The sequence below is a fragment of the Acetivibrio cellulolyticus CD2 genome (genome assembly GCF_000179595.2).
GTDB lineage: Bacteria > Bacillota > Clostridia > Acetivibrionales > Acetivibrionaceae > Acetivibrio > Acetivibrio cellulolyticus.
Window position 1 is genome coordinate 833,873 of sequence record NZ_JH556659.1, and the last position, 21,754, is coordinate 855,626.

Genomic DNA, 21,754 nt, shown 5'->3' on the forward strand with positions numbered 1-21,754 from the left:
ATGTTAGATTTTACACCTAAAGAATATGTTGATAGGAAAGGTTTGGTTATAAATCCTGCGAAAACATGTCAGCCAGTTGGAGCAATGTATGCAGCACTGGGAATACATAAGTGCCTTCCACACAGCCATGGCTCACAAGGGTGTTGTGCATATCACAGAAAGCTTTTAACCAGGAATTTCAGAGATCCTGTAATGGCGTCCACAAGTTCGTTTACTGAAGGAGCAGCTGTTTTTGGTGGTGGCACAAACTTAAAAACCGCAATAAAGAATGTATTTTCAATATATAACCCGGATATTATTGCAATTCATACAACATGTCTCTCAGAGACAATTGGAGATGATATACCTGCATTCGTAATAGATGCACAAGTTCCAGAAGGGAAATATGTAATACACGCAAATACACCAAGTTATGTTGGATCTCATATCACAGGCTTTTCAAATATGGTAAAAGGTATGGTGAAATACCTGTCAAAAAATAGTGGAGAGCCTAATGGTAAGATAAATGTTATACCGGGATTTGTAAATCCTTCCGATATGCGGGAGATGAAGAGGCTTATGAAGGCTATGGGGATAGAGTATATAATGTTCCCGGATACAAGTGGAGTTTTGGATACGGCTATAACAGGCAAGTATGAGATGTACCCAAAGGGTGGTACAAAAATTGAGGATCTGATAGATGCTGGTAATTCAAAAGCAACAATTGCATTAGGAAGCTTTGCCTCAGCAGATGCATCATATGAATTGGATAAAAAATGTAAAGTGCCTTCAAGTGTTCTAAAAACTCCAATTGGCATTGAGGCTACAGATAAGTTCTTAATGGAGTTGTCAAGAATTACTGGAATGGAAATACCCTATGAATTGGAGGAAGAGAGAGGTCAGGTTGTGGATGTAATGGTTGACTGCCATTATCATTATCATGGCAAAAAGGTAGCTATTCATGGCGATCCTGACCTGGTAATTGCACTTACTGAGTTTGTATTAAGTCTTGGAATGATTCCTAAATATGTATTGACAGGAACTCCTGGTGAGTTCTTTGAAAAGGAAGTTAATGCAATGCTTAGAGATGCTCAGGTGGAGGGCAAAGTTAAAGCAGCAGGTGACCTGTTTACTTTGCATCAATGGATTAAGGAAGAGCCTGTAGATCTTATCATTGGTAATACTCATGGAAAGTATATTGCCAGAGCTGAGGATATCCCTTTTGTACGTGTAGGTTTTCCTATATTAGATAGAAGTGTACATTCTTATATGCCTGTCGTTGGCTATAAGGGAGCTTTAAGGCTGATAGAAATGATAAGTAATACCTTGCTTGACAGAAAAGAAAGAGATTCTGCTGATGAAGATGTTGAACTTATAATGTAGTAATTTGTTTAATCCTTAGCTCCATCTGTTTTACACTCCAATGGTGGCTGTAAATGAAAATTGGTTTTTTATCCAGGGGACTGGTTTTCGGGATGGGGCTTCTTTATATAAACCTCTTAGGGTTTTCCTAATGCATTTATGGAAAGCCCTGGAGGATGAAAGGTATGATCAATATGTCAAATAAAGTTCAAAGTGGAGTTCTTGAAGAAAGAAAAGACTTTATCTGTTTTAAATCAAAGGATAAAAGCGGAAATGTGAAATGTGAAAAAGACAGTGTGGCTGGAAGCGTTAGTCAGAGGGCCTGTGTATACTGTGGTGCAAGGGTTGTATTAAATCCTATTACCGATGCTTTTCATATAGTGCATGGACCAATAGGCTGTGCAAGTTATACGTGGGATATAAGAGGAAGCCTTTCAAGTGGCCCTGAAAGTTATAGGAACAGTTTTTCGACAGATCTTAGGGAACATGATGTGGTTTTTGGAGGAGAAAAAAAGCTGGCTTTGGCCATTGATGAAATATATGAGAAGTACTCACCCAAACTGATTTTTGTTTATGCAACATGTATAGTTGGTGTTATTGGTGACGATATTGATGCCGTTTGTAAAAAGGCAGAAGAAAAATATAAAATCCGTGTTATACCTGTGAAGTCAAGCGGGTTTGCAGGAAATAAGTCAATGGGGTATAAGGCGGCCTGCCACGCATTACTTAAGGTTATGGAAGAAAATGACGCACAAAAAAAGAGTAACGGTATAAATATTCTTGGTGATTTTAATCTTGCCGGTGAAATGTGGATTGTGACAGAATACTTAAAGAAAATTGGGGTTAATATTTTAGCCAAGATCACAGGGGATGGACGTTATAAGGAAATAGTAAAAGCACCGGAGGCATCTCTTAATATAGTTCAATGTGCAGGTTCTATGACTTATCTTGCAAAGGAAATGGAGAAAAAGTACAATATTCCGTTTGTAAAGGTTAGTTTCTTTGGAATTGAAGACACAAGTATTTCTATTATGAGAGTTGCAGAAGCGGTTGGAGGTAAAGAGGCTATAGAAAAAGCAAAACAGTTGATTAGTGAAGAAAAGAGTAAGGTGGAACCGTTGCTGGATTATTATAGGAAAAGACTTGAGGGGAAAAAAGCTGCAATTTATGTTGGCGGTGGGTTTAAAGCGATTTCACTAATAAAGCAGTTTAATGCCATCGGAATGAAGACTGTAATGGTTGGGACACAGACTGGTAGGCCTGAGGAGTACGAAGTTTTAAGAAGTATGGCGGATGATGGAACGGTAATATTGGATGATGCGAATCCTGCAGAGCTTGAAAAGTTTATGATGGAAAAGGGTGCGGATATCCTTGTGGGGGGAGTCAAGGAAAGGCCTTTGGCATATAAACTGGGAATAGCATTTTGTGATCATAATCATGAAAGGAAGCATCCGCTATGCGGTTTTGAGGGGGCTTTAAACTTCGCAAAAGAGGTTGATATGTCAATAAATAGTCCAGTATGGAACGTAATACGCCAAGGGGGTGATTAAAGTGGAAAACAGAAACTTTGTAAACTTAAATATAAATCCGTGTAAAATGTGTATGCCATTAGGAGCGGTAATGGCCTTTAAAGGTATCGAAAACAGCATGTTTGTGCTGCATGGTTCTCAAGGATGCAGCACTTATATAAGACGTCATATGTCGAGCCACTTTAATGAACCTATAGATGTGGCATCGTCTTCGCTAAATGAAGAGGGAACTGTATATGGTGGAGCAAGCAATCTGAAAAAGGGTCTTGCAAATGTTATAAAACTTTATGATCCTGATGTTATAGGGGTAGCAACTACATGTCTTGCTGAGACAATTGGAGAGGATATTAAAAGGATTGTACAGGAGTTTTATACGGAGGAAGAAAGCAAGAGGGAAGTAAATATTGACAAAGTTAAGATTGTTCCCATATCCACACCGGGTTATGGAGGTACAAATTCCGAAGGCTATAATGCAGCACTGTTAAGTATTGTAAAGGAATTGTGTACAGACAGTAAAGCCAATAATAAAGTTAATGTTGTAACATGCAGTATGAATCCGGGGGATATAAGAAATGTAAAGAAAATGTTGGAGAGTTTTGGAATAGATTATATTTTGCTTCCTGATGTTTCAAATACTTTAGATGCACCTTACGAGAAGGAGTATAGAAGAATTCCGAAGGGAGGAACGAAAGTCTCCGATATTGTAAAAATGGGGGGAGCAGCTGCAACTATTGAAATCGGGTTGACTGTTTCAGAGGAAGCATCAGTGGGCGAATTGCTTAAGAAAAAGTTTGATATTCCTCTATACAAATGTGCTATGCCTGTTGGAATCTCTAGTACAGATGCTTTTTTGGAAATACTTGAAAAAATTTCGGGAAAAGAGGTTCCAAAGGATCTTAAAGAACAAAGGGGTAGACTTGTAGACGGTATGATTGATTCGCACAAGTTTAATGCAGAAGGTCGGGCTGTTATCTTTGGGGAACCTGAATTAAGTTATGCAATGGGAATGCTTTGCATGGAAAACGGTATAAAGCCGGTTCTCATATCAACAGGAGCAGAAAATAAAAAGCTAAAAGAACTAATAGGAAAAGCTTGTAATGGAGAAAACCCAACAGTTTTGGATGATACGAATTTTGATACGATTAGAGACTATGCAGTTAAGCTTAATGCAAATATATTATTGGGAAATTCCGACGGAAAGGTAATAACTGAAAAAGAGGGCATTCCGTTGGTAAGAGTTGGGTTCCCGGTACATGACAGGGTTGGGGGACAGAGGAAAGTTATCACGGGATATAATGGTTCATTAGAATTGCTGGACAACATTACAAATACACTTCTTGAGGTCAAGTATTCTAATTATAGAGAAAATATGTACAACAACTACTTTAAGGGAAAGGATGTGAGTGCTGTGACTTCCACAGATTTAATTAAAAGCGAGATTAATAATGATAAAGAAAGAAAGCTTCAAAATACAGCAAAAACAGCAGAACATCCTTGTTATTCAGGCGGTGCCTGCAAAATCGCAAGAATGCACATACCTGTAGCACCAGCCTGTAATATTCAGTGCAACTACTGCAACAGAAAATATGATTGTCAGAATGAAAGCCGTCCAGGGGTTACGAGCGAAGTCCTGTCGCCTGAAGAGGCACGGGTAAAGTTCCTTAAAGTAAAAGAAAAGTTGGGTAACCTGAAAGTAGTTGGAATAGCAGGACCGGGTGATGCACTTGCAAATTTTGAAAATACAAAAAAATCAATAGAGCTTATTAAAGGTGAAGACCCTGAGATAATTATTTGTCTTTCAACTAACGGCTTGATGCTTCCGTATTATGCCGATGACATCATTGAGTCAGGAGTATCACATGTGACCATTACAATTAATGCAATTGATCCTGAAATTGGTGCTAAAATATACAAGTATATAAATTTTAGAGGCAAAAAGCTTTCAGGGGTACAAGGTGCTGAAATTCTTATAAGAAATCAGCTTTCAGGACTTAGATATCTTTCTGAAAGAGGAGTGGTCTGCAAGGTTAATATAGTTATGATTAAGGGGATTAATGATGAGCATATTGAGGAAGTTGTAAAAAAGGTAAAGGAAAATGGTGCCTTTATAACCAATATAATGCCGCTTATTCCTGCTGAAGGAAGTGCTTTTGAGGATATGCAGCAGACAAATAATAAAGAACTCAATGAATTAAGAAAAAAGTGCGGTGAACATATCAAACAGATGTACCACTGTAAACAATGCAGGGCGGACGCGATAGGTACTTTGGATCAGGATGTATCACCGGAATTCAGAAGGAGCAACAGTTGCATGAGCTCACAAGCAGAGGCTAAAAAGGAAATTTCCAAGCCGTATACTTTTGCAGTCGCAACTAGTTCAGGGATGTATATTGATCAGCACTTTGGCCATGTTGGAGAATTTTATATTTTTAGTTACTGGCTTAACTCAATTAGTTTTTTAGAAAAGAGAAGTGTAAGTAAATACTGCAACGGTTCAGACGACTGTGAAAATGAAGAATCAAAAATTGAGAGGATTATCAACACAATAGCTGATTGTGATGGAGTTGTGACCTTGAGAATTGGATACAATCCTCAGAAAAAGCTTGAAGATGTGGGGATAAAGGTATTCCAGACTTGTGGGACTATAGAAGAAGGAATACGGTATGCTGTAAAAGAGCTTAGTCAGAATAGAGAAGAGATTAAGGGGTGAATTTAGTTATGAGAAAGCCAAAGTATCATGTATTTGTGTGCACAAGTTCAAGAATTAATGGACAGCAGAAGGGATACTGTTTTTCTAAAGATGCAGTATCCATTATTCAAAGATTTATGGAAGAAATAGAAGCGAATGAACTGACGGATGAGGTTATGGTGACAAACACTGGTTGTTTTGGTATTTGCAGTTCAGGACCAGTAGTTGTAGTTTACCCTGAAGGTGTTTGGTATAAGGAGGTTACACCTGATGATGTTTCTGAGATTGTTGAGTTGCATTTTATAAATGGTAAAAAGGTAGAAAGACTCGAGATAAAGTAGTTTGTGCGTATTTTGTTATTGGGGGAGGAGGGGTTGAAATGAAGAAAATTGTTGTTCTGGCAGCTTTAACTGTTGGACTTCTGCTATGGGTGTTTCTGGAAAGTGGGACCTCGCCTGATAAAGAGGATAAACAAGAGATAACTGTATTCGCAGCATCAAGTCTTACTGAAAGCTTTGAAGAAATAAAAAGTGTATATGAAATGAACAATGAAAGCATCAAAATCAACTTGAATTTTGCAGGAAGTCAAGCTCTTAAAACCTCACTTGAAAATGGCGGGAAAGCTGACATATTTGTTAGTGCAAACCTAAAGTATATGGACGAACTGAGAGACGAGGGTTTTATAAATCAATATAAAGTATTTCTGCGAAACAGACTGATACTTGTGAAAAATATGAACAGCACTTTTTCTGTGGAAGATTTGAAGGATCTATCGAATGATGGTATTAGCTTGGCAGTGGGTGATAAGAGTGTTCCTGTTGGCAGTTACTGGCAAAAAGTATTGGACAGTAGTGTAGAAGATGGATTAATATCACCTGGCATAAAAGCTAAGATAGACTCAAATATCAAAACTAGAGAGCTAAATGTAAAAGATGTGTTAAGCAAAGTACTCCTTGGAGAAGTTGATTTTGGAGTCGTTTATAAAAGTGATATAACAAAGGGAAATGAGGGTAAGCTTGAGGAGATAGATTTGGATGCTTTTTCAAAGTGTGAAGCAGATTATCCTTTGGCAATTTTGAAGAATTCTGAGAAAAATACAGAGGTGCAAAAGTTCTATAACTTTCTCATCTCTAAAGAGGGTAAGGATATTCTGAAAAAATACAAGTTTATAACTGATTAGTTGATTAATGTTAGCTAGAGGAGGTGATAATATGCAAAAGACAGGAGTAGAGACTATAGAACTAAATAGAAATCAAAAGTTTGAAAGAACAATCCTCAATAAAACCATCTCGAAAAAAAAGTACTTCTTCAGTACGGATTCTTTACTCCTGAGTTTTGCTGCAATTGCCGTATTGATATACTTTACACTGATAATTTTACCTATATTTTCGCTATTGAAAGTAACTGGTGTGGTTAGCCTGATTGAGGCAATAACATGTACGGAAAATATTTTTGCACTTAAGTTGAGTTTCTTGACTACTTTAGTATCATTATTTCTTACATTTATTTTTGGTACACCTGTTGTATATTATCTTTCATGTACAAAGAACAACTTTTTTAAAAAAGTTTCAGGTATCATTGTAAGCTTGCCATCAGTTCTTCCTCCAGCAGTAGCAGGTATTGGCCTTTTATTAAGCTTTGGAAGAAATGGTATGCTGGGAATGTTTTTAGCGAAGTTTAATATTGAAGTGGTTTTTACTCCAACAGCAGTTATTTTAGCACAGTTCTTTGTATCGTCAACTTTCTATATTCAGGTTTTGAAAAACGGGGTTGATGGCGTTTGCCCTGAGATATACGAAGCGTCATATGTTTTTGGAGCGGGCAAGGCTGAGACTTTTTTTAGGGTTATAATACCCATGCTGAAGAAAAATGTGATTGCCGGGCTTGTTGTATCATGGACAAGGGCATTAGGAGAGTTTGGAGCAACAATTATGTTTGCTGGTAATGTTTTTTGTAAAACCCGTACTATGCCTTTGCAGATTTATACACTTATGCAAACTGATATAAAGCTGGCAGCATCGGTATCGGTAGTATTATTTATTATATCTTTTGTTATGCTTTGGACTGTTAATTCTTTATTGAAAGATGAGGTGTAATTTTATGGCATTGTCTTTAGGAAAGAATAATAAGGTTACTGTAATTGATAGAACTATTCCTGAAATTCTATCGAAAAAGGGCAGTTTAAAGAGGCTTGAGATAATTTATTTTTGTTGGATGCTGAAGGATATTGGCGTTGACTTAATTGAGATAGATACTGAGTTTTTGAGATCAATTCCAAAGCTTCCGATTGGTTTGGATTTTTTATTGAGGATAAGGTCGAAAGAAGATGTTTCTAAGTGCATCATCAGCAGCGTAAAAAGTTGTGTTTTGACTGAAGAGTTATTGACTGATGATATAGTTGATAGTCTTAAAAACCAGGGCATAAAAATAATGGTTGAGGTCGATATTGAAAGACTTGGACAGATAAAAAAAGTTAGAAAGCTATGTTGCTTAGGTATGATAGATGAAGTGAGACTGACCGGGATGGATTTGCTTTTTTCTCCACTGTGGATTTCAAAGGTAAAGGAAATGAAAAAAGTACTCAATAAAAGCATTAATATATGCCCTAGAAATATGTTTTACAATGCTACTGCTTTGTGTGTAGAAGGAGTTATGAATGGAATGGACTCAATTACGGTATCATTTTTGGGATATGGTCAAAACAACGGATTTGCTGCACTCGAAGAAGTGCTGGCTGCTGTAAAAGTATTACTTAAGGTAGATTTAAAGCTTGACTTGAGTAAACTGCCTGAGGTTGCAGAATATTTTACATCAATTGCAGGAATAAGAATTCCGGATAATAAACCGGTTGTTGGAAAGGGAATATTTAATTATCAGGCAGGTATACATGCAGATGGAATTGAAAAAAATCCTATAACCTATGAACCTTTCGATCCTTCATTGGTAGGCTTAAAAAGAGTATTGACCATTGGAAAGCATTCAGGAAAAAGAGCTGTACAAAAGAAGCTTAAGGAGTTGGGGATTATCTGCAAAATTGACGATGTTGCAAAAATACTCAAATCCATTCGGGAAAAGAGTACACAATGCAAAAGGGACCTATTTGATGAAGAAATACTGGATATCTATAGGAGTTCGGAGTTTAGCAGATAAGGGGATGAGATGCTTATGAAAATAAATATTGTAGATACTACACTTAGGGACGGTGAGCAAAGGCCTGGAATAGCTTTTCGTTCATCTGAAAAGATTTATATAGCTAAAATGTTAAGTAATATCGGGACCTATCAGATTGAGGCAGGTATTCCTGCTATGGGTGGGGATGAAAAGAATTATATCATGAAATTAATGGAGCTTGGTTTAAAAAGCAGAATATCTGCATGGAACAGGATGAACATAAACGATATCAAGGACTCCATAGATTGCACGCCTGACATAATACATATTTCGATTCCGTCATCAGATATTCAGATAAATAAAAAATTGCAAAAGAACAGAATTTGGGTAGAAGAGAATATGAAAAGATGTATATCCTTTGCAAAGGATAAAGGTTATGAAGTGACAATTGGATTGGAAGATGCATCAAGAGCGGATCCGGAGTTTTTGATGAGAATTATTGGAGTGGCATGTGCAATGGGAATTAAGAGGATAAGATATGCCGATACTGTTGGAGTTCTCTACCGGCAGGGCATATATAACCAAATGATTAGAATAAAGCGCCAGTTTAGCAGCATTGAATTGGAAATTCATGCCCATAACGACCTTGGCATGGCTGTATCAAACTCAATTTCAGCTGTAAAGGCAGGAGCATTATATGTTGACTGCACATTGGGAGGTATTGGCGAAAGGGCAGGGAATTGTGACTATTTGAAGTTTGTAACTGCAGCAAAAGCTATTCACGGATTTTGCAGTGATATAAATTTAAAAAAAGTAGCCAGGGTTCAAAAAAGCTTTTTGGGTATGGTCAAAGCGGTAGAGTTTGTTAGTTGATAATAAAATTATACCTATAAATATTTTTTTGTGAAAATTGTACGGATATGTTAAACTTGTTTTATATTTAAGATTCTAATATATTCGGGTGATGATATGAAATATGGTTTTGTAAGGGTAGGTGCTGCAGTTCCAAAGCTCAAAGTAGCAAATTGCGAGTACAATGCAGCTCAGATAGTTGAATTAATTAAAAAAGCAGATAAGGAATATGTAAAGTTTTTGGTTTTCCCGGAGCTTTGCATAACTGCTTACAGCTGTGGTGATCTGTTTCATCAGGATGCACTTTTAAAGGAAGCTTCAAAACAGCTGGAAAATATACTGGAAAATACGAAAAACACGGATTTGGTTGCGATAATTGGAATACCGCTTAGTCTTAACAATCAGTTATTCAATTGTGCTGTTGTAATTCAATCAGGCAAGATCCTTGGAGCAGTACCAAAAACGTTTATTCCAAATTACAGTGAGTTTTATGAAGAGAGATGGTTTGCAACTGGAAATAAAGCATTATCTGATACTATCAATATTTGTGGACACAATGTACCTTTTGGGGTAGATATTCTTTTCGAAAACAGGGAAAATAGTGATTTGTGTTTTGGTATAGAGATATGCGAGGATTTGTGGGTTCCCATTCCCCCAAGCTCATACCAGTGCATGTATGGTTCAACTCTTGTTTTTAATACTTCTGCAAGCAATGAATTGATTGGTAAATATGAATATAGACGGGAGCTTGTGAGACAGCAGTCTGCAAGGTGTATAGCCGGCTATGTGTATACCTCTTCAAACACTAATGAGTCTACAACGGATGTAGTTTTTGGAGGCCACGCTTTAATTTCGGAGTATGGTTCTATTCTCTCTGAGTCTCAAAGATTTGTAGATGATGAACAGCTTATCTATTCAGAGATAGATATTCAAAAGCTGATAAATGACAGGAGAAAGAATACAAGTTTTATGGAAGGCGTTGTAGAGAAAAAGTACAGGAGGATTCTCTTTGAACAAAGTGAAAGCCAGTCGCTTGCACTTGTAAGACATGTACCGCCGCATCCTTTTGTGCCTTCTGATACAGGCAACAGGGATGTTAGGTGTAAAGAAATCTTTTCTATCCAGACCAGTGCCCTCGCAAAAAGGATTAAGCATACAGGACTAAAACATGCTGTTATCGGTATTTCAGGAGGCTTGGATTCTACTTTGGCTCTGCTTGTTACTGCTAAGACCTATGAACTCCTGGGAATACCGGCGGATAATATTATCGCAATTACGATGCCTGGATTTGGAACAACTAACGCTACGTACACCAATGCTATGGAACTTATGAAGGCTATGAATGTCAATATAAGGGAAATAAATATTAACGATGCATGCCTTCAGCATTTTAAGGACATTGGCCATGATGCAAATATACATGATGTTACTTATGAAAATGTTCAGGCAAGAGAGCGTACACAGATTCTTATGGATCTTGCCAACAAGCTTGGAGGTCTGGTTATAGGAACAGGTGATCTTTCAGAGCTTGCTTTGGGATGGTGCACCTATAATGGAGATCATATGTCCATGTACTCGGTAAACTGCAGTATTCCAAAGACACTGGTTAAGTTCCTTGTTAAGTGGGTTGCTGAAAATATGGTTGATAAGAATGTTAAGGAGATTTTAGACAGAATACTTGACACTCCGATTTCACCTGAGTTGCTTCCACCAAGTGCAGAAGGGGAAATTAATCAAAAAACAGAGGATATTGTCGGGCCATATGAGCTTCATGACTTCTTTCTGTATCATATGATAAGATACGGTGCTTCACCAAAAAAGATTGTGTATCTTGCAGAAAAAGCTTTTGATAGCAAGTATTCAAATGAGGAGATTAAACATTGGTTAAAGATTTTTATAAAGAGATTTTTTATCCAACAGTTTAAAAGATCATGTCTTCCAGATGGGCCTAAAGTGGGAACGATAAGTCTATCACCAAGAGGTGACTGGCGTATGCCTAGTGATGCCGAAGCAAATGTATGGCTTAGGGAGCTTGACTGACGATGTAAAAATAATAAAAGAGACCCATTTGAGGTCTCTTTTGTTTTTAGTTGGATTCTTATTAACCTACATCCTTGAATTTAGAATATAAAAAGTTAATATCTTTGGCTAATTTGTTTTCTTCATCCATTTTTTTCTTTTGAAGTTCTTTTCTTTTTAGTATATTTAGCGCACGCAAACCAAGCATTGTTCCAACAATCCCGACTAATAATCCTAGTATTAATCCAATTAGTGTTCCAAGTATTAATGCAAGAATAACATTTAACATATTTATCACCATTTATCGTTAGTATAGTAAATAATTAATAACACAATATTATATATCGGCATTACCGAAGATTATTTTACATTATTTTGTATTTTATTGCAAGTTTATTTTTTACAAGAAAGTGGCGCTTTTTATCCATAATTCAATAATAGTATAAAATGTAAGGATTTAGGTTAAAATATCTCTAAATATGATACAGGATTGTACTGCTTAGTTAAAAAGTGTAAACGTTATTTAACTAAACATGTGATACCATAAAATACATTAAATATTTTTGAAAAATGTGCTTGACTTTTAGCTCTATCTATCTTAAAATAGCGTTGTGCCTTTTTTAAGGGGCATAAATGTGGTGGATGTAGCTCAGTTGGTTAGAGCGCCAGATTGTGGCTCTGGAGGCCGTGGGTTCGACCCCCATCATTCACCCCACGTAGGGATGTAGCCAAGTCGGTAAGGCACCAGACTTTGACTCTGGCATTTCGTAGGTTCGAGTCCTGCCATCCCTGCCATACGGGCCATTAGCTCAGTTGGCAGAGCACTTGACTTTTAATCAAGGTGTCCCGCGTTCGAGTCGCGGATGGCTCACCAAAGTACCTGTAACCGTAAGGTTGCAGGTATTTTTATGTGTGTAGAAATAGATACTATGATTTTTTTACTCCCTAAATTCCTGGGTTATTATACAATACATTGGGTAGTGGGAGCTCTTATCCTGTTGCTGTAGAAAAATTTTATACTGATCAATCATAAGTTATTCTCCATAAAATATATTTCGCTGATAAAGTGGCGGTCTGATATAAATTATTTTTCACTCGCCAATTAAATTAATACCTTTAAAAACATCGCAGGTACAATATAATTTATCTTATATCGCACTTAATAAATAGGAACATATAATTGTGAAGCGAATATAATAGTTGACGTTGGAAACTAAATTTATTAAAGAAGGTGAGTAATGAGTAATAAGAACATCAAAGATATTTATAACCTTATCCAAGAAATATCCTGGCACTTTGGTAGTCATGGATTTAATGGAGAATGTTGTGGTGACCTGTCTCTGGTTGAGTTTATGGCACTAAAAAAGATATATGAGAGGGAAAATATTACGATTCAAGAAGTAGGTAATGCTTTGAACTTTACTAAAAGTGGGGCGAGTAAAATTATTGATCGTATTGAAGCTAAAGGTTATATTTCTCGTATGACTTCCCCGGATGATGGGCGTGTATGCTGTGTTAAGGTAAAAGAAAAAGGCACTGAAGTAATAACAGGTATCATGGAGAGGTATTCAACTTATGTTGATAATATGCTAAAAGAATTTGATTCTGAAATGGTACAGAATATCAAGACAGTTCTTGAGATTTTAGTGAATTCCGCTCACAAGCAAGGAAAGGTATAGCGGAATTAAATAGATTGAAAGTGGGGTTTATATTAATGAACACTCTTGTTGAAACTATCAAGTATTTTCTGTTTATTATGGGAGAGCTCACATTGCTCTTTATTGGAATTAGTACTGCTGTGCAATTAGTATTAATGTACATACCTCAGGACAAATTAAAAAACTGGATGGCAGGCAAGGGCATTCTGGGAAATATTATGGGGGTGCTTTTTGGAGCAGTAACACCATTTTGTGCATGTTCGACAGTTCCTATAACACTAGGACTTATAGAGGCTGGAGTACCATTTGGAACCGTTATTTCATTTGTTATATCATCACCGCTTATGGACCCTTTAGTTTTCTTAATGCTTGGAGCATTTTTAGGTTGGAAGGCAGCAGTTGGATTCTTAATTTTGACATCTGCTTTTGCAGTTATTTTTGGTATCATACTCGATAAACTTGGGTGGGCTGACCAGATTAAAAAGGTGCGGCTTAAAGGAGGCGGACATCTGCAGAATAATGAAGTCCCTCTAGGATTCAAAAAAAGATTAAAACAATCTTTTTTAAAAGCCTTGGGAGATTTCAAGGGAGTATTAGTTTATATGATAATTGGTGTCGGCATAGGTGCAGCCATTTATGGGTATTTACCTGAAGATCTTCTGGCAAAGGTTGCCGGACCTAATAACCCGTTTGCAGTTATTGTAGTTGCTTTAATTGGTATGCCTTTATATATTCGTGTTGAATCAGCTATCCCAATAGGTATGGCATTAATTGATAAAGGTGCGAGTATTGGAGCTGTAATTGCATTGATTATTAGCGGAGCGGGTATAGCAATTCCTGAGTTGACAATGCTTGCAAGTATATTTAAGAAAAAAATAATTGTTGCGTTTATAGTGATAGTATTTGTTACTGCAATTGCATCTGGATTGATTTTCAACATGCTCATATAATAACAATAGTAAAAGCTAATTCAAAATGAAAGGTGGAAAGAATCATGAGTAATGAAAATGAAAAAAAGGGTTTATTTGAACGTTTGACAGGCGGAAAAAAGGAAAAGAAAAAACCATGTTGCTGCGGTTTTGAAGTTGAAGAGATTTCAGAGGAAAATGGTGACAACAAGGAAAAGCAAGAACCAAAAGAAGGAAAAGGGAATTCATGCTGTAAATAAAGAAGAAATGAATAATTCGATTCTTAACTCTCAGTAAAAATCTGAGAGTTTTTTCTTTCTCTAGCATTGACAACTGTATAAGCATATTATATAATCATATTAACATATTAGAAAATTCTAATATTATAAAATCGAGGTGATAATGTGTCTAACATGGGTAATCAACTTATTTCAAATTTATTTAAAGCGTTGGCTCATCCTACTCGGATTCAGATAGTTAAGCTGTTAAGAAATGGTGAGATGTGCGTTTGCGAGATTATGCCTAATCTTGATTCCGAGCAATCCAATACCTCTCAGCATCTCACGGTATTAAAAAATCAGGGTATTGTTGAAAGCAGAAAAGATGGATCTAAGGTCATTTATTCAATAAAAAACAAAGAAGTATATGAAATGATTGATCTTTGCGAAGCAATAATTCTTCGTCAGATAGAAGATACTAAGAGTTCATTGCTAAAATAATAATTAAAATAGACAAGTATCAAGGGAGGTAATCTTTTGTTTATATTTGAATGGTTAAATAATCAATTACTAAAAATGGAGTGGCTTTCGAATTTAATAAAGCTTCTTGTAGAAAACGTTTTTGGACTAAGTGTCCAGGAACAGTTAGGTGGAAGTATACACTTCTTTATTTATGACGTAATAAAAATATTCATATTGCTATCAGTCCTGATATTTACGATTTCATATATTCAAAGCTTTTTTCCACCTGAAAGAACCAGGAAGATATTAGGCGGATATAATGGAATTTCAGCAAATATATTAGGTGCTTTGTTAGGAACGGTTACACCTTTTTGTTCCTGCTCCTCCATTCCGTTGTTTATAGGTTTTACAAGTGCAGGGCTACCAATAGGAGTTACATTTTCATTTTTAATATCCTCACCTCTTGTGGATTTGGCGTCTGTTCTTCTATTGGCCAGCATCTTCAACTGGAAAATTGCAATAGCGTATGTTGTTGTAGGTATCATACTTGCGGTTATTGGAGGAACTATTATTAGCAAATTAAAGCTTGAAAAGTACGTAGAGCCTTTTGTATTTAACAACAAGGTATTTGAATCAGCACAAGAAGAACTGACAATACGTGAAAGAATAGAGTTTTCCAAAGATCAGGTTTTAAGCATAATAAAAAAAGTGTGGCCGTATATTCTTATTGGTGTTGGAATCGGAGCAGGTATCCATAATTGGGTCCCACAATCAATAATATCGGCAGTACTTGGTGTGGATAAATGGTATTCTGTGCCGTTAGCAACAATTGTCGGTGTACCCATGTATGCTGATATTTTTGGAACTCTTCCAATTGCTGAAGCGTTAGTTAGAAAAGGAGTGGGTATTGGTACCGCATTGTCCTTCATGATGGCTGTTACAGCACTATCACTTCCTTCTATGATTATGCTGAAGAAAGTGGTTAAAACAAAGTTGCTTGTAATATTTGCGGGTATCGTAACTATAGGTATTATTATAATAGGTTATATATTTAATGCATTTGGTTATCTTTTAATTTAAGATAAATCTTTTAAAATTATTATTCACTAAAAGGAGGTCAATTTTATGTCAAAAATCTGGTATCCTGTTATTGATTACGAGAAATGTATTGAGTGTGGTGCATGTACACAAAAATGCACGCATGGGGTGTACGATCTTAAGAAAGCCCCTACTCCGGTTGTAGTTAAACCAGAGGAATGTGTCCATGGATGTCATGGGTGCGGAAATCTTTGCCCGTCAGGAGCAATTAGCTATGTGGGGGAGGTAAAACAAAAAAGTGAAAACTGTGGCTGCTCATGTGGTGAGGGTAATGGAGGATGCTGCTAATGAATGATGAGAATGTTGAGTCTAAAAAAGGGATAGCACTCAAGATTATTATACCTGTTTTGATTATATGTGCTATAGCTGGTATATGGATTGTTAAGGATAAGAAATACAAATCAGGCTTAGAAGGAACTGATAAATCAAGTAAAGTTATAACCGATAGCACTGATTTTGAGCTTCATGTAACAGAACAAATAGATCTTGAAAAACTTAAGTCATATAGACTTCCTATAGTCATTGACTTCGGATCTGATTCTTGTATTCCATGTAAAGAAATGGCACCGGTATTAAATGAATTAAACGCTGAACTCCGTGGAAAAGCTATTATAAGATTTGTTGATGTATGGAAGTATCAGCAGTTTGCGGATGGTTATCCTATAAGCGTAATACCTACACAGATTTTTATTGATGCAAATGGCAAGCCATATAATCCTAAAGACCCGCAAGCCATGCAAATGAGGATGTATTCGTCAAAAGATAATGGTGAGCATGTTTTTACTGCACATGAGGGTGGAATGACAAAAGACCAAATGTTAAGCGTATTGAAGGAAATGGGGTTGGAATAATGGACAGTGTTATCAACCAATGGCTTGAAGCACTTTCAGCTGCTATTTCAGCAAATATTTGGCTTGCACCGTTATTAGCATTACTTGCAGGCATACTTACTTCTTTTACACCATGTGCTCTTACAAGTGTACCTCTTGTTATAGGCTATGTAGGTGGCACAGGACAACGTGATACTAAAAGAGCCTTTTGTCTGTCTGCTGTGTTTTCTATAGGTATGGCTGTCACTTTTACCATTTTAGGTACAGCGGCTTCTCTTCTTGGAAGACTTATGCAGGGAACAGGCTCATGGTGGTATATATTGCTTGGAATACTTATGATTTTAATGGCTTTACAGACATGGGAGATATATAACTTTATCCCAGCTTCTTATGCTATTAGTAAAAATACTAAACGTGGTTTTTTAGGTGCATTTTTAGCTGGCGTTTTAGGTGGATTATTTTCTTCCCCTTGTGCAACACCAGTATTGATTGTATTGCTTGCAATGGTGGCGAAGGAAGGAAGCCTGCTGTGGGGAATACTACTTTTAATGTTGTATTCTATAGGCCATAGCTTTCTAGTAATGATTGCAGGAACATCTGTAGGTTTTGTACATAAGCTGTCATCAAGTGAGAAGTATGGCGGGGCAAGTAAAGTGCTAAGAATCGTAATGGGGTCACTTATTATGTTAATAGCCTTCTATATGTTATATTTGGGTTTTTGATGATATTGTTAATATGGGGTCTATTTATTTAACCAATTTGCGTAGTATTAGTTTTTTTAAGGCTTGTAAAATAAAGTTAAGGAGAGATTATTATGGTAATCAAGATTTTAGGTTCCGGATGTAAGAATTGTGTAACCTTAAAGGAAAATACTGAATTAGCACTAAAAGAGACAGGTGTTGAAGCAGAAATTATAAAGGTGACAGATTTTAAGGATATTATGGCATACGGAGTTATGTCAACGCCAGCGTTGGTTATTGACGAGAAGGTTGTTTCTTTTGGAAAGGTTTTAAAGCCAAAAGAAATAGCAAAAATTCTTGAAAACTTGAAGTAAATATTTTGCGGGCAATTGTAAAAATTAAAATGAAAAGCTAAAGTATAACAAGGTATTATAAAACCATCCTAAAGTAAAGACTTGGATGGTTTTGATTTTTTATATAAACTAAGTGCATAAACATATTGACAACTTTCGATATGATTGATAATATTATTTTAGCATATCGAGAACTTTCGATGATATCGAGGCATATAAATATTAGGAGGTAATTTTATGAAGTATTCTCATGCAGAATATGTAGCTGCATTTAAGACATTATCAGATGAAACACGGCTAAAGATAATTGATATGCTGTCATGCGGGGAAATGTGTGCATGTGATATACTTGAAAAGTTTAGTATTTCACAGTCAACTTTAAGTTATCATATGAAAACACTTGTAGATAGTGGACTTGTAAATGGTGTTCGTGATGGAGCATGGATGAGGTATACCCTTAACAAGGAAAGAACAAATTCAGTCCTTTCGTTTTTAACCGAGATAACAAGTGAAAAGGAAGATTGTATTTGCAACAGCATTGAAAAAAAGGATTGTAAACAAGAATCATGACATTAAATTAAAGGAGGAGTTCATTATGAAGACAATTGAAATTTTTGATCCTGCAATGTGCTGTTCCATTAGCAAATTCATAATATAGGGGATTGAAATGGATAATGTAAAAAACAGATTATCATTTTTAGTATGTCGGAAGAAGTAAAAGCGAAAATCAAAGAAAGCTCTTGCGTTTTAAAGTTTTGAATTAAAAATACTTTATGAATTGACTTGAAAGGCTGTGACGATATGGAAAAGGCAAAACCAGCATCAGGCATTGGTTTTTTTGAAAAGTATCTGACAATATGGGTGCTTCTCTGCATGGCAGCAGGAATTCTTATCGGTAAGTTTTTGCCAGGCATCCCTGCGTTTCTAGAACAGTTTGAATATGCAAAAATATCTCTTCCCATTGCAATACTAATATGGATTATGATTTATCCTATGATGATGAAGGTGGATTTTCAATCTATCAAAAATGTACGCAAGAATCCGTTGGGTCTGATTATATCAAGTGGAACAAGCTGGTTGATCAAGCCATTCCTTATGTTTGGCCTTGCAGCGTTTTTCTTTTATGTGGTTTTTAAAGCATTCATTCCAGTTGAATTAGCTAGGGATTATGTCGCAGGTGCTGTACTTTTAGGAGCAGCTCCTTGTACTGCTATGGTTTTTGTCTGGAGTAACCTGACAAAGGGTGATCCAGCCCATACCCTTGTTCAGGTTTCGGTAAATGACCTGATTATCCTTGTTCTTTTTGTGCCGATTGTATCATTCCTGCTGGGTGTTACAAATATACAGGTGCCGTGGGATACACTGTTCCTGTCGATCGTAATGTTTGTTGTGATCCCATTGGTTGCCGGTATACTTACACGTACATTAATGATAAAGAAAAAGGGTGAGGAATATTTCACACAAAAATTTGTATCTAAGTTTGACGGTATAACTACAGTGGGTCTGCTGTTAACACTTGTTATCATTTTTTCATTCCAGGGAAATGCAATACTTAATAGTCCGTTAAACGTTTTGATGATTGCTGTGCCACTTGTTCTCCAAAATGTATTAACCTCTGCTTTTGCATATTGGGCATGTAAAAAGTGTAAGCAGCCTCATAATATAGCCGCTCCTGCAGCACTCATTGGAGCATCGGATTTTTTTGAGTTATCAGTGGCTGTTGCAATTACACTTTTCGGTGCAGATTCACCGGTGGTACTTGTTACAACTGTTGGAGTGCTTACAGAGGTTCCCGTTATGCTTACACTTGTCAAGTTTGTTAATAACACCAGGCATTGGTTTCCGCAGCCAGCATCTGTTAACAAGTAATTATTATTATTGTTAGATATAATGTCAGTATTAAGGAAGGGATATTAGTTCTAATTGGAGGATAAATGTATATGAAAATACTAATAATTGGTGCTGTTGCTGCTGGAACCTCGGCAGCAGCTAAAGCAAGAAGAAACAGTGAAGATGCACAGATAAAAATATTTGAAATGGATTCGGATATTTCATATTCAGGTTGTGGCTTACCCTATTACATAGGGAATGAAATAGAAGGTCGGGATAAGCTAGTTCCAAGGAATGCAGCATTCTTTAAAAGCAAATACAATGTAGATATTTTGACAAAACATAAGGTTTTAGGCATTAATACTGATGAAAAAAGCCTAAAAGTAATAAACCTTGAAACATCTGAAGTCTTCGTAGAAAAGTATGATAAATTAGTTATCGCAACAGGAGCAAGACCTATCTTGCCTCCCATCAAAGGAATTGATAAAGCTAATGTATTTACATTAAGAAATGTTGAAAGTGCAGACAATATAAAAAGCTATATACAGAATAATAATCCAAAAAGGGCTCTAGTTATTGGTTCGGGGTTTATTGGCCTTGAAATGGTTGAAAACTTAGAAAATCTAGGGATTGAGGTATCAGTTGTTGAAATGGAAGACCACCTGATGAAGCCTCTGGATATCGATGTTTCTGTGTATTTAAAGGATGCACTCCTTAAAAAAGGCGTAAAAATATATCTTGATAGCACTGTAGTTGAGCTTCAAGGAGATATGCGTACAAATACAGCACTTCTTAAAGATGGGGCAAAAATAGACACTGATTTGGTTATAGTGGCTACAGGCATAAAGCCAAATGTAGAGCTTGCAAAAGAAGCAGGAATTGAGCTTGGTGTGACAGGGGCTATAAAGGTTAATGAAAAAATGGAAACCAGCATAAAAGGCATATATGCTTGTGGGGATTGTGCTGAAAGCTATTCACTTATCACAGGAAAGCCTATTTATCGTCCTCTCGGTTCTACCGCAAATAAAATGGGTAGAATTGCAGGTGACAGTTTAACGGGATACGATTTGAATTTCAGGGGAATTCTCGGCACAGGCATATTTAAGATATTTGATTATACCATAGCTCAGACTGGACTTACAGAAAGAGAAGCACTAGAAGAAGGTTTTAATGTATCAGTTTGTCACAACATCAAGCCTGATAAGCCAGAGTATTTTCATGGAGAAGAAATGGTTATAAAGGCTGTTGCTGATAGACATAACGGAAGGCTATTGGGTGTACAGATTTTTGGTAAATCAGGAGTAGATAAGCGTATAGATGTTTTTGCTACGGCATTAACCTTTGGTGCAAAAGTCCAAGATCTTTTTCACTTAGACCTTGCCTATGCTCCGCCATTTTCAACTACAAAAGACCCTGTAATGTACACTGGAATGATTCTTACCAACGACATTGAAAGGGATAGAAATCTTATTTCGGCATCGGAATTGAGTAAAAAGATAAACAACAACGAGGAAATAACAATTATAGATGCAAGAGTGGCTAAGCAGTATAACGAATCTCATGTCGAAGGTGCTATAAATGTGCCTCATGAAAGATTAAGAGACACTTTGGAAAGTCTTGATAAGGATAAGTCTATTGTAACCTACTGTAACAAAGGGGTTACCGGTAATGCAGCTCAAAATATACTTATAAACAGTGGCTTTAAAAAGGTTTACAACCTTTCGGGAGGGTATAAGAACTATTCAAAAACAGTAAAAAATCAAAGTTAGTCAAGTCTCAATCTGATTCCATGCCTTTTGGGTTCCCACTACCCATGTAGGTAAAAAGCTAACCCTATTATGAGATTTTCAAGTAGACGGGGCAGTAGAGCTTGTAACACTTATGCTTCCGCTACCCCTAATAGAACAATCACTTCCATATTATAATAATACAAAAATTCCAATTCTTTGTGGTGAATATTTTAATTTAATCCTAAATTCCCGATCTTTATATCACATACAAAAACTATAAAAATCGTAAAACATCTTTAAATAGAGCGGTTCGGTTTGTATGTGATATTTTCTACGGGAATTTAGGTTTAATTGTAACTGTTACCTATATCATTGACAATTGTAATTATTAAGACTATTATAAGTATGAATAATGCAAAATAAATTGCAAATAACATATTTAAAAT

22 protein-coding genes and 3 tRNA genes are annotated in these 21,754 nt (G+C 36.3%); 24 read left to right on the plus strand and 1 reads right to left on the minus strand.

Annotated elements, in window-relative coordinates:
- The 9 genes from nifK to ACECE_RS0223580 all read left to right on the plus strand — a co-directional run bounded on the left by nifK (window position 1) and on the right by ACECE_RS0223580 (window position 11,562).
- Window positions 1-1,362: a nitrogenase molybdenum-iron protein subunit beta gene (gene nifK, locus ACECE_RS0223540; protein ID WP_010251796.1), complete on the plus strand. Its 1,362-nt coding sequence runs from the start codon at window positions 1-3 to the stop codon at window positions 1,360-1,362.
- Window positions 1,363-1,535: 173 nt separating this feature from the next.
- Entirely contained in the window at window positions 1,536-2,891 is a 1,356-nt protein-coding gene (nifE, locus tag ACECE_RS0223545; RefSeq protein WP_026073977.1) for a nitrogenase iron-molybdenum cofactor biosynthesis protein NifE, read from the plus strand.
- A gap of 1 nt (window position 2,892) precedes the next feature.
- A complete protein-coding gene (nifB, locus tag ACECE_RS0223550; protein ID WP_010251804.1) occupies window positions 2,893-5,580 on the plus strand; it encodes a nitrogenase cofactor biosynthesis protein NifB in 2,688 nt (895 codons plus the stop codon).
- 8 nt (window positions 5,581-5,588) lie between these two features.
- On the plus strand, window positions 5,589-5,900 hold the full coding sequence (locus ACECE_RS0223555) for a 2Fe-2S ferredoxin (protein WP_010251806.1): 312 nt from the start codon (window positions 5,589-5,591) through the stop codon (window positions 5,898-5,900).
- Window positions 5,901-5,938: 38 nt separating this feature from the next.
- Complete coding sequence (gene modA, locus ACECE_RS0223560; RefSeq protein WP_010251808.1) at window positions 5,939-6,739, plus strand: molybdate ABC transporter substrate-binding protein; 801 nt, start codon at window positions 5,939-5,941, stop codon at window positions 6,737-6,739.
- A gap of 31 nt (window positions 6,740-6,770) precedes the next feature.
- The gene (locus ACECE_RS0223565; RefSeq protein ID WP_010251810.1) at window positions 6,771-7,655 is read left to right on the plus strand and encodes an ABC transporter permease; all 885 of its coding nucleotides are present in this window, start codon (window positions 6,771-6,773) and stop codon (window positions 7,653-7,655) included.
- A 4-nt stretch (window positions 7,656-7,659) separates the two neighbouring features.
- Window positions 7,660-8,709 (plus strand): homocitrate synthase/isopropylmalate synthase family protein, encoded by a 1,050-nt coding sequence (locus ACECE_RS0223570; protein ID WP_010251812.1) that lies wholly within the window; start codon window positions 7,660-7,662, stop codon window positions 8,707-8,709.
- Between the two features lie 15 nt (window positions 8,710-8,724).
- Window positions 8,725-9,543 carry a beta/alpha barrel domain-containing protein gene (locus ACECE_RS28740; protein WP_010251814.1) on the plus strand — a complete coding sequence of 273 codons (819 nt, stop codon included), beginning with the start codon at window positions 8,725-8,727 and terminating at the stop codon, window positions 9,541-9,543.
- A 96-nt stretch (window positions 9,544-9,639) separates the two neighbouring features.
- Window positions 9,640-11,562 (plus strand): NAD(+) synthase, encoded by a 1,923-nt coding sequence (locus ACECE_RS0223580; RefSeq protein WP_010251817.1) that lies wholly within the window; start codon window positions 9,640-9,642, stop codon window positions 11,560-11,562.
- A 61-nt stretch (window positions 11,563-11,623) separates the two neighbouring features.
- Here ACECE_RS0223580 and ACECE_RS0223585 read toward each other — a convergent pair whose 3' ends face one another.
- On the minus strand, window positions 11,624-11,830 hold the full coding sequence (locus ACECE_RS0223585; protein WP_010251820.1) for a hypothetical protein: 207 nt from the start codon (window positions 11,828-11,830) through the stop codon (window positions 11,624-11,626).
- Between the two features lie 349 nt (window positions 11,831-12,179).
- Between ACECE_RS0223585 and ACECE_RS0223590 the strand changes: the two genes are divergently transcribed.
- From ACECE_RS0223590 to ACECE_RS0223660, 15 genes are all read left to right on the plus strand, one after another.
- Window positions 12,180-12,256: transfer RNA gene (locus ACECE_RS0223590), tRNA-His, on the plus strand.
- Between the two features lie 3 nt (window positions 12,257-12,259).
- Window positions 12,260-12,336 (plus strand) — tRNA-Gln (locus ACECE_RS0223595).
- 3 nt (window positions 12,337-12,339) lie between these two features.
- Window positions 12,340-12,415: transfer RNA gene (locus ACECE_RS0223600), tRNA-Lys, on the plus strand.
- 364 nt (window positions 12,416-12,779) lie between these two features.
- A complete protein-coding gene (locus tag ACECE_RS0223605; RefSeq protein ID WP_010251823.1) occupies window positions 12,780-13,220 on the plus strand; it encodes a MarR family winged helix-turn-helix transcriptional regulator in 441 nt (146 codons plus the stop codon).
- A gap of 35 nt (window positions 13,221-13,255) precedes the next feature.
- Window positions 13,256-14,149 carry a permease gene (locus ACECE_RS0223610; protein ID WP_010251827.1) on the plus strand — a complete coding sequence of 298 codons (894 nt, stop codon included), beginning with the start codon at window positions 13,256-13,258 and terminating at the stop codon, window positions 14,147-14,149.
- Window positions 14,150-14,193: 44 nt separating this feature from the next.
- Complete coding sequence (locus ACECE_RS31365) at window positions 14,194-14,367, plus strand: hypothetical protein (protein ID WP_162862627.1); 174 nt, start codon at window positions 14,194-14,196, stop codon at window positions 14,365-14,367.
- Window positions 14,368-14,520: 153 nt separating this feature from the next.
- Window positions 14,521-14,826 carry an ArsR/SmtB family transcription factor gene (locus tag ACECE_RS0223620; RefSeq protein WP_010251830.1) on the plus strand — a complete coding sequence of 102 codons (306 nt, stop codon included), beginning with the start codon at window positions 14,521-14,523 and terminating at the stop codon, window positions 14,824-14,826.
- A 36-nt stretch (window positions 14,827-14,862) separates the two neighbouring features.
- Window positions 14,863-15,867, plus strand: coding sequence for a permease (locus ACECE_RS0223625; protein ID WP_010251832.1), 1,005 nt, complete (start codon window positions 14,863-14,865; stop codon window positions 15,865-15,867).
- Window positions 15,868-15,912: 45 nt separating this feature from the next.
- Entirely contained in the window at window positions 15,913-16,173 is a 261-nt protein-coding gene (locus ACECE_RS0223630; protein WP_010251835.1) for a 4Fe-4S dicluster domain-containing protein, read from the plus strand.
- Window positions 16,173-16,736: a thioredoxin family protein gene (locus ACECE_RS0223635; protein ID WP_010251838.1), complete on the plus strand. Its 564-nt coding sequence runs from the start codon at window positions 16,173-16,175 to the stop codon at window positions 16,734-16,736. Before ACECE_RS0223630 ends, ACECE_RS0223635 begins: the two co-directional genes overlap by 1 nt.
- Window positions 16,736-17,437, plus strand: coding sequence for a cytochrome c biogenesis CcdA family protein (locus ACECE_RS0223640; protein ID WP_010251842.1), 702 nt, complete (start codon window positions 16,736-16,738; stop codon window positions 17,435-17,437). The genes ACECE_RS0223635 and ACECE_RS0223640 overlap by 1 nt, the downstream gene beginning before the upstream one ends.
- 92 nt (window positions 17,438-17,529) lie before the next feature.
- Complete coding sequence (locus ACECE_RS0223645) at window positions 17,530-17,769, plus strand: thioredoxin family protein (protein ID WP_010251846.1); 240 nt, start codon at window positions 17,530-17,532, stop codon at window positions 17,767-17,769.
- A gap of 216 nt (window positions 17,770-17,985) precedes the next feature.
- A complete protein-coding gene (locus ACECE_RS0223650; RefSeq protein WP_010251849.1) occupies window positions 17,986-18,318 on the plus strand; it encodes an ArsR/SmtB family transcription factor in 333 nt (110 codons plus the stop codon).
- Between the two features lie 231 nt (window positions 18,319-18,549).
- Window positions 18,550-19,617 (plus strand): ACR3 family arsenite efflux transporter, encoded by a 1,068-nt coding sequence (arsB, locus tag ACECE_RS0223655; protein ID WP_010251855.1) that lies wholly within the window; start codon window positions 18,550-18,552, stop codon window positions 19,615-19,617.
- Between the two features lie 71 nt (window positions 19,618-19,688).
- Window positions 19,689-21,347, plus strand: coding sequence for an FAD-dependent oxidoreductase (locus ACECE_RS0223660; RefSeq protein ID WP_010251857.1), 1,659 nt, complete (start codon window positions 19,689-19,691; stop codon window positions 21,345-21,347).
- Window positions 21,348-21,754: the final 407 nt, after the last annotated feature.

Excerpts from the sequence above, each read along its gene's own strand:
- nifK (WP_010251796.1), top strand. The coding sequence starts at position 1 with ATGTTAGATTTTACACCTAAAGAATATGTTGATAGGAAAGGTTTGGTT.
- nifE (WP_026073977.1), top strand. The coding sequence starts at position 1,536 with ATGTCAAATAAAGTTCAAAGTGGAGTTCTTGAAGAAAGAAAAGACTTT.
- ACECE_RS0223555 (WP_010251806.1), top strand. The coding sequence starts at position 5,589 with ATGAGAAAGCCAAAGTATCATGTATTTGTGTGCACAAGTTCAAGAATT.
- modA (WP_010251808.1), top strand. The coding sequence starts at position 5,939 with ATGAAGAAAATTGTTGTTCTGGCAGCTTTAACTGTTGGACTTCTGCTA.
- ACECE_RS0223565 (WP_010251810.1), top strand. The coding sequence starts at position 6,771 with ATGCAAAAGACAGGAGTAGAGACTATAGAACTAAATAGAAATCAAAAG.
- ACECE_RS0223570 (WP_010251812.1), top strand. The coding sequence starts at position 7,660 with ATGGCATTGTCTTTAGGAAAGAATAATAAGGTTACTGTAATTGATAGA.
- ACECE_RS28740 (WP_010251814.1), top strand. The coding sequence starts at position 8,725 with ATGAAAATAAATATTGTAGATACTACACTTAGGGACGGTGAGCAAAGG.
- ACECE_RS0223580 (WP_010251817.1), top strand. The coding sequence starts at position 9,640 with ATGAAATATGGTTTTGTAAGGGTAGGTGCTGCAGTTCCAAAGCTCAAA.
- ACECE_RS0223585 (WP_010251820.1), bottom strand. The coding sequence starts at position 11,830 with ATGTTAAATGTTATTCTTGCATTAATACTTGGAACACTAATTGGATTA.
- ACECE_RS0223605 (WP_010251823.1), top strand. The coding sequence starts at position 12,780 with ATGAGTAATAAGAACATCAAAGATATTTATAACCTTATCCAAGAAATA.
- ACECE_RS0223610 (WP_010251827.1), top strand. The coding sequence starts at position 13,256 with ATGAACACTCTTGTTGAAACTATCAAGTATTTTCTGTTTATTATGGGA.
- ACECE_RS31365 (WP_162862627.1), top strand. The coding sequence starts at position 14,194 with ATGAGTAATGAAAATGAAAAAAAGGGTTTATTTGAACGTTTGACAGGC.
- ACECE_RS0223620 (WP_010251830.1), top strand. The coding sequence starts at position 14,521 with ATGGGTAATCAACTTATTTCAAATTTATTTAAAGCGTTGGCTCATCCT.
- ACECE_RS0223630 (WP_010251835.1), top strand. The coding sequence starts at position 15,913 with ATGTCAAAAATCTGGTATCCTGTTATTGATTACGAGAAATGTATTGAG.
- ACECE_RS0223635 (WP_010251838.1), top strand. The coding sequence starts at position 16,173 with ATGAATGATGAGAATGTTGAGTCTAAAAAAGGGATAGCACTCAAGATT.
- ACECE_RS0223640 (WP_010251842.1), top strand. The coding sequence starts at position 16,736 with ATGGACAGTGTTATCAACCAATGGCTTGAAGCACTTTCAGCTGCTATT.
- ACECE_RS0223645 (WP_010251846.1), top strand. The coding sequence starts at position 17,530 with ATGGTAATCAAGATTTTAGGTTCCGGATGTAAGAATTGTGTAACCTTA.
- ACECE_RS0223650 (WP_010251849.1), top strand. The coding sequence starts at position 17,986 with ATGAAGTATTCTCATGCAGAATATGTAGCTGCATTTAAGACATTATCA.
- arsB (WP_010251855.1), top strand. The coding sequence starts at position 18,550 with ATGGAAAAGGCAAAACCAGCATCAGGCATTGGTTTTTTTGAAAAGTAT.
- ACECE_RS0223660 (WP_010251857.1), top strand. The coding sequence starts at position 19,689 with ATGAAAATACTAATAATTGGTGCTGTTGCTGCTGGAACCTCGGCAGCA.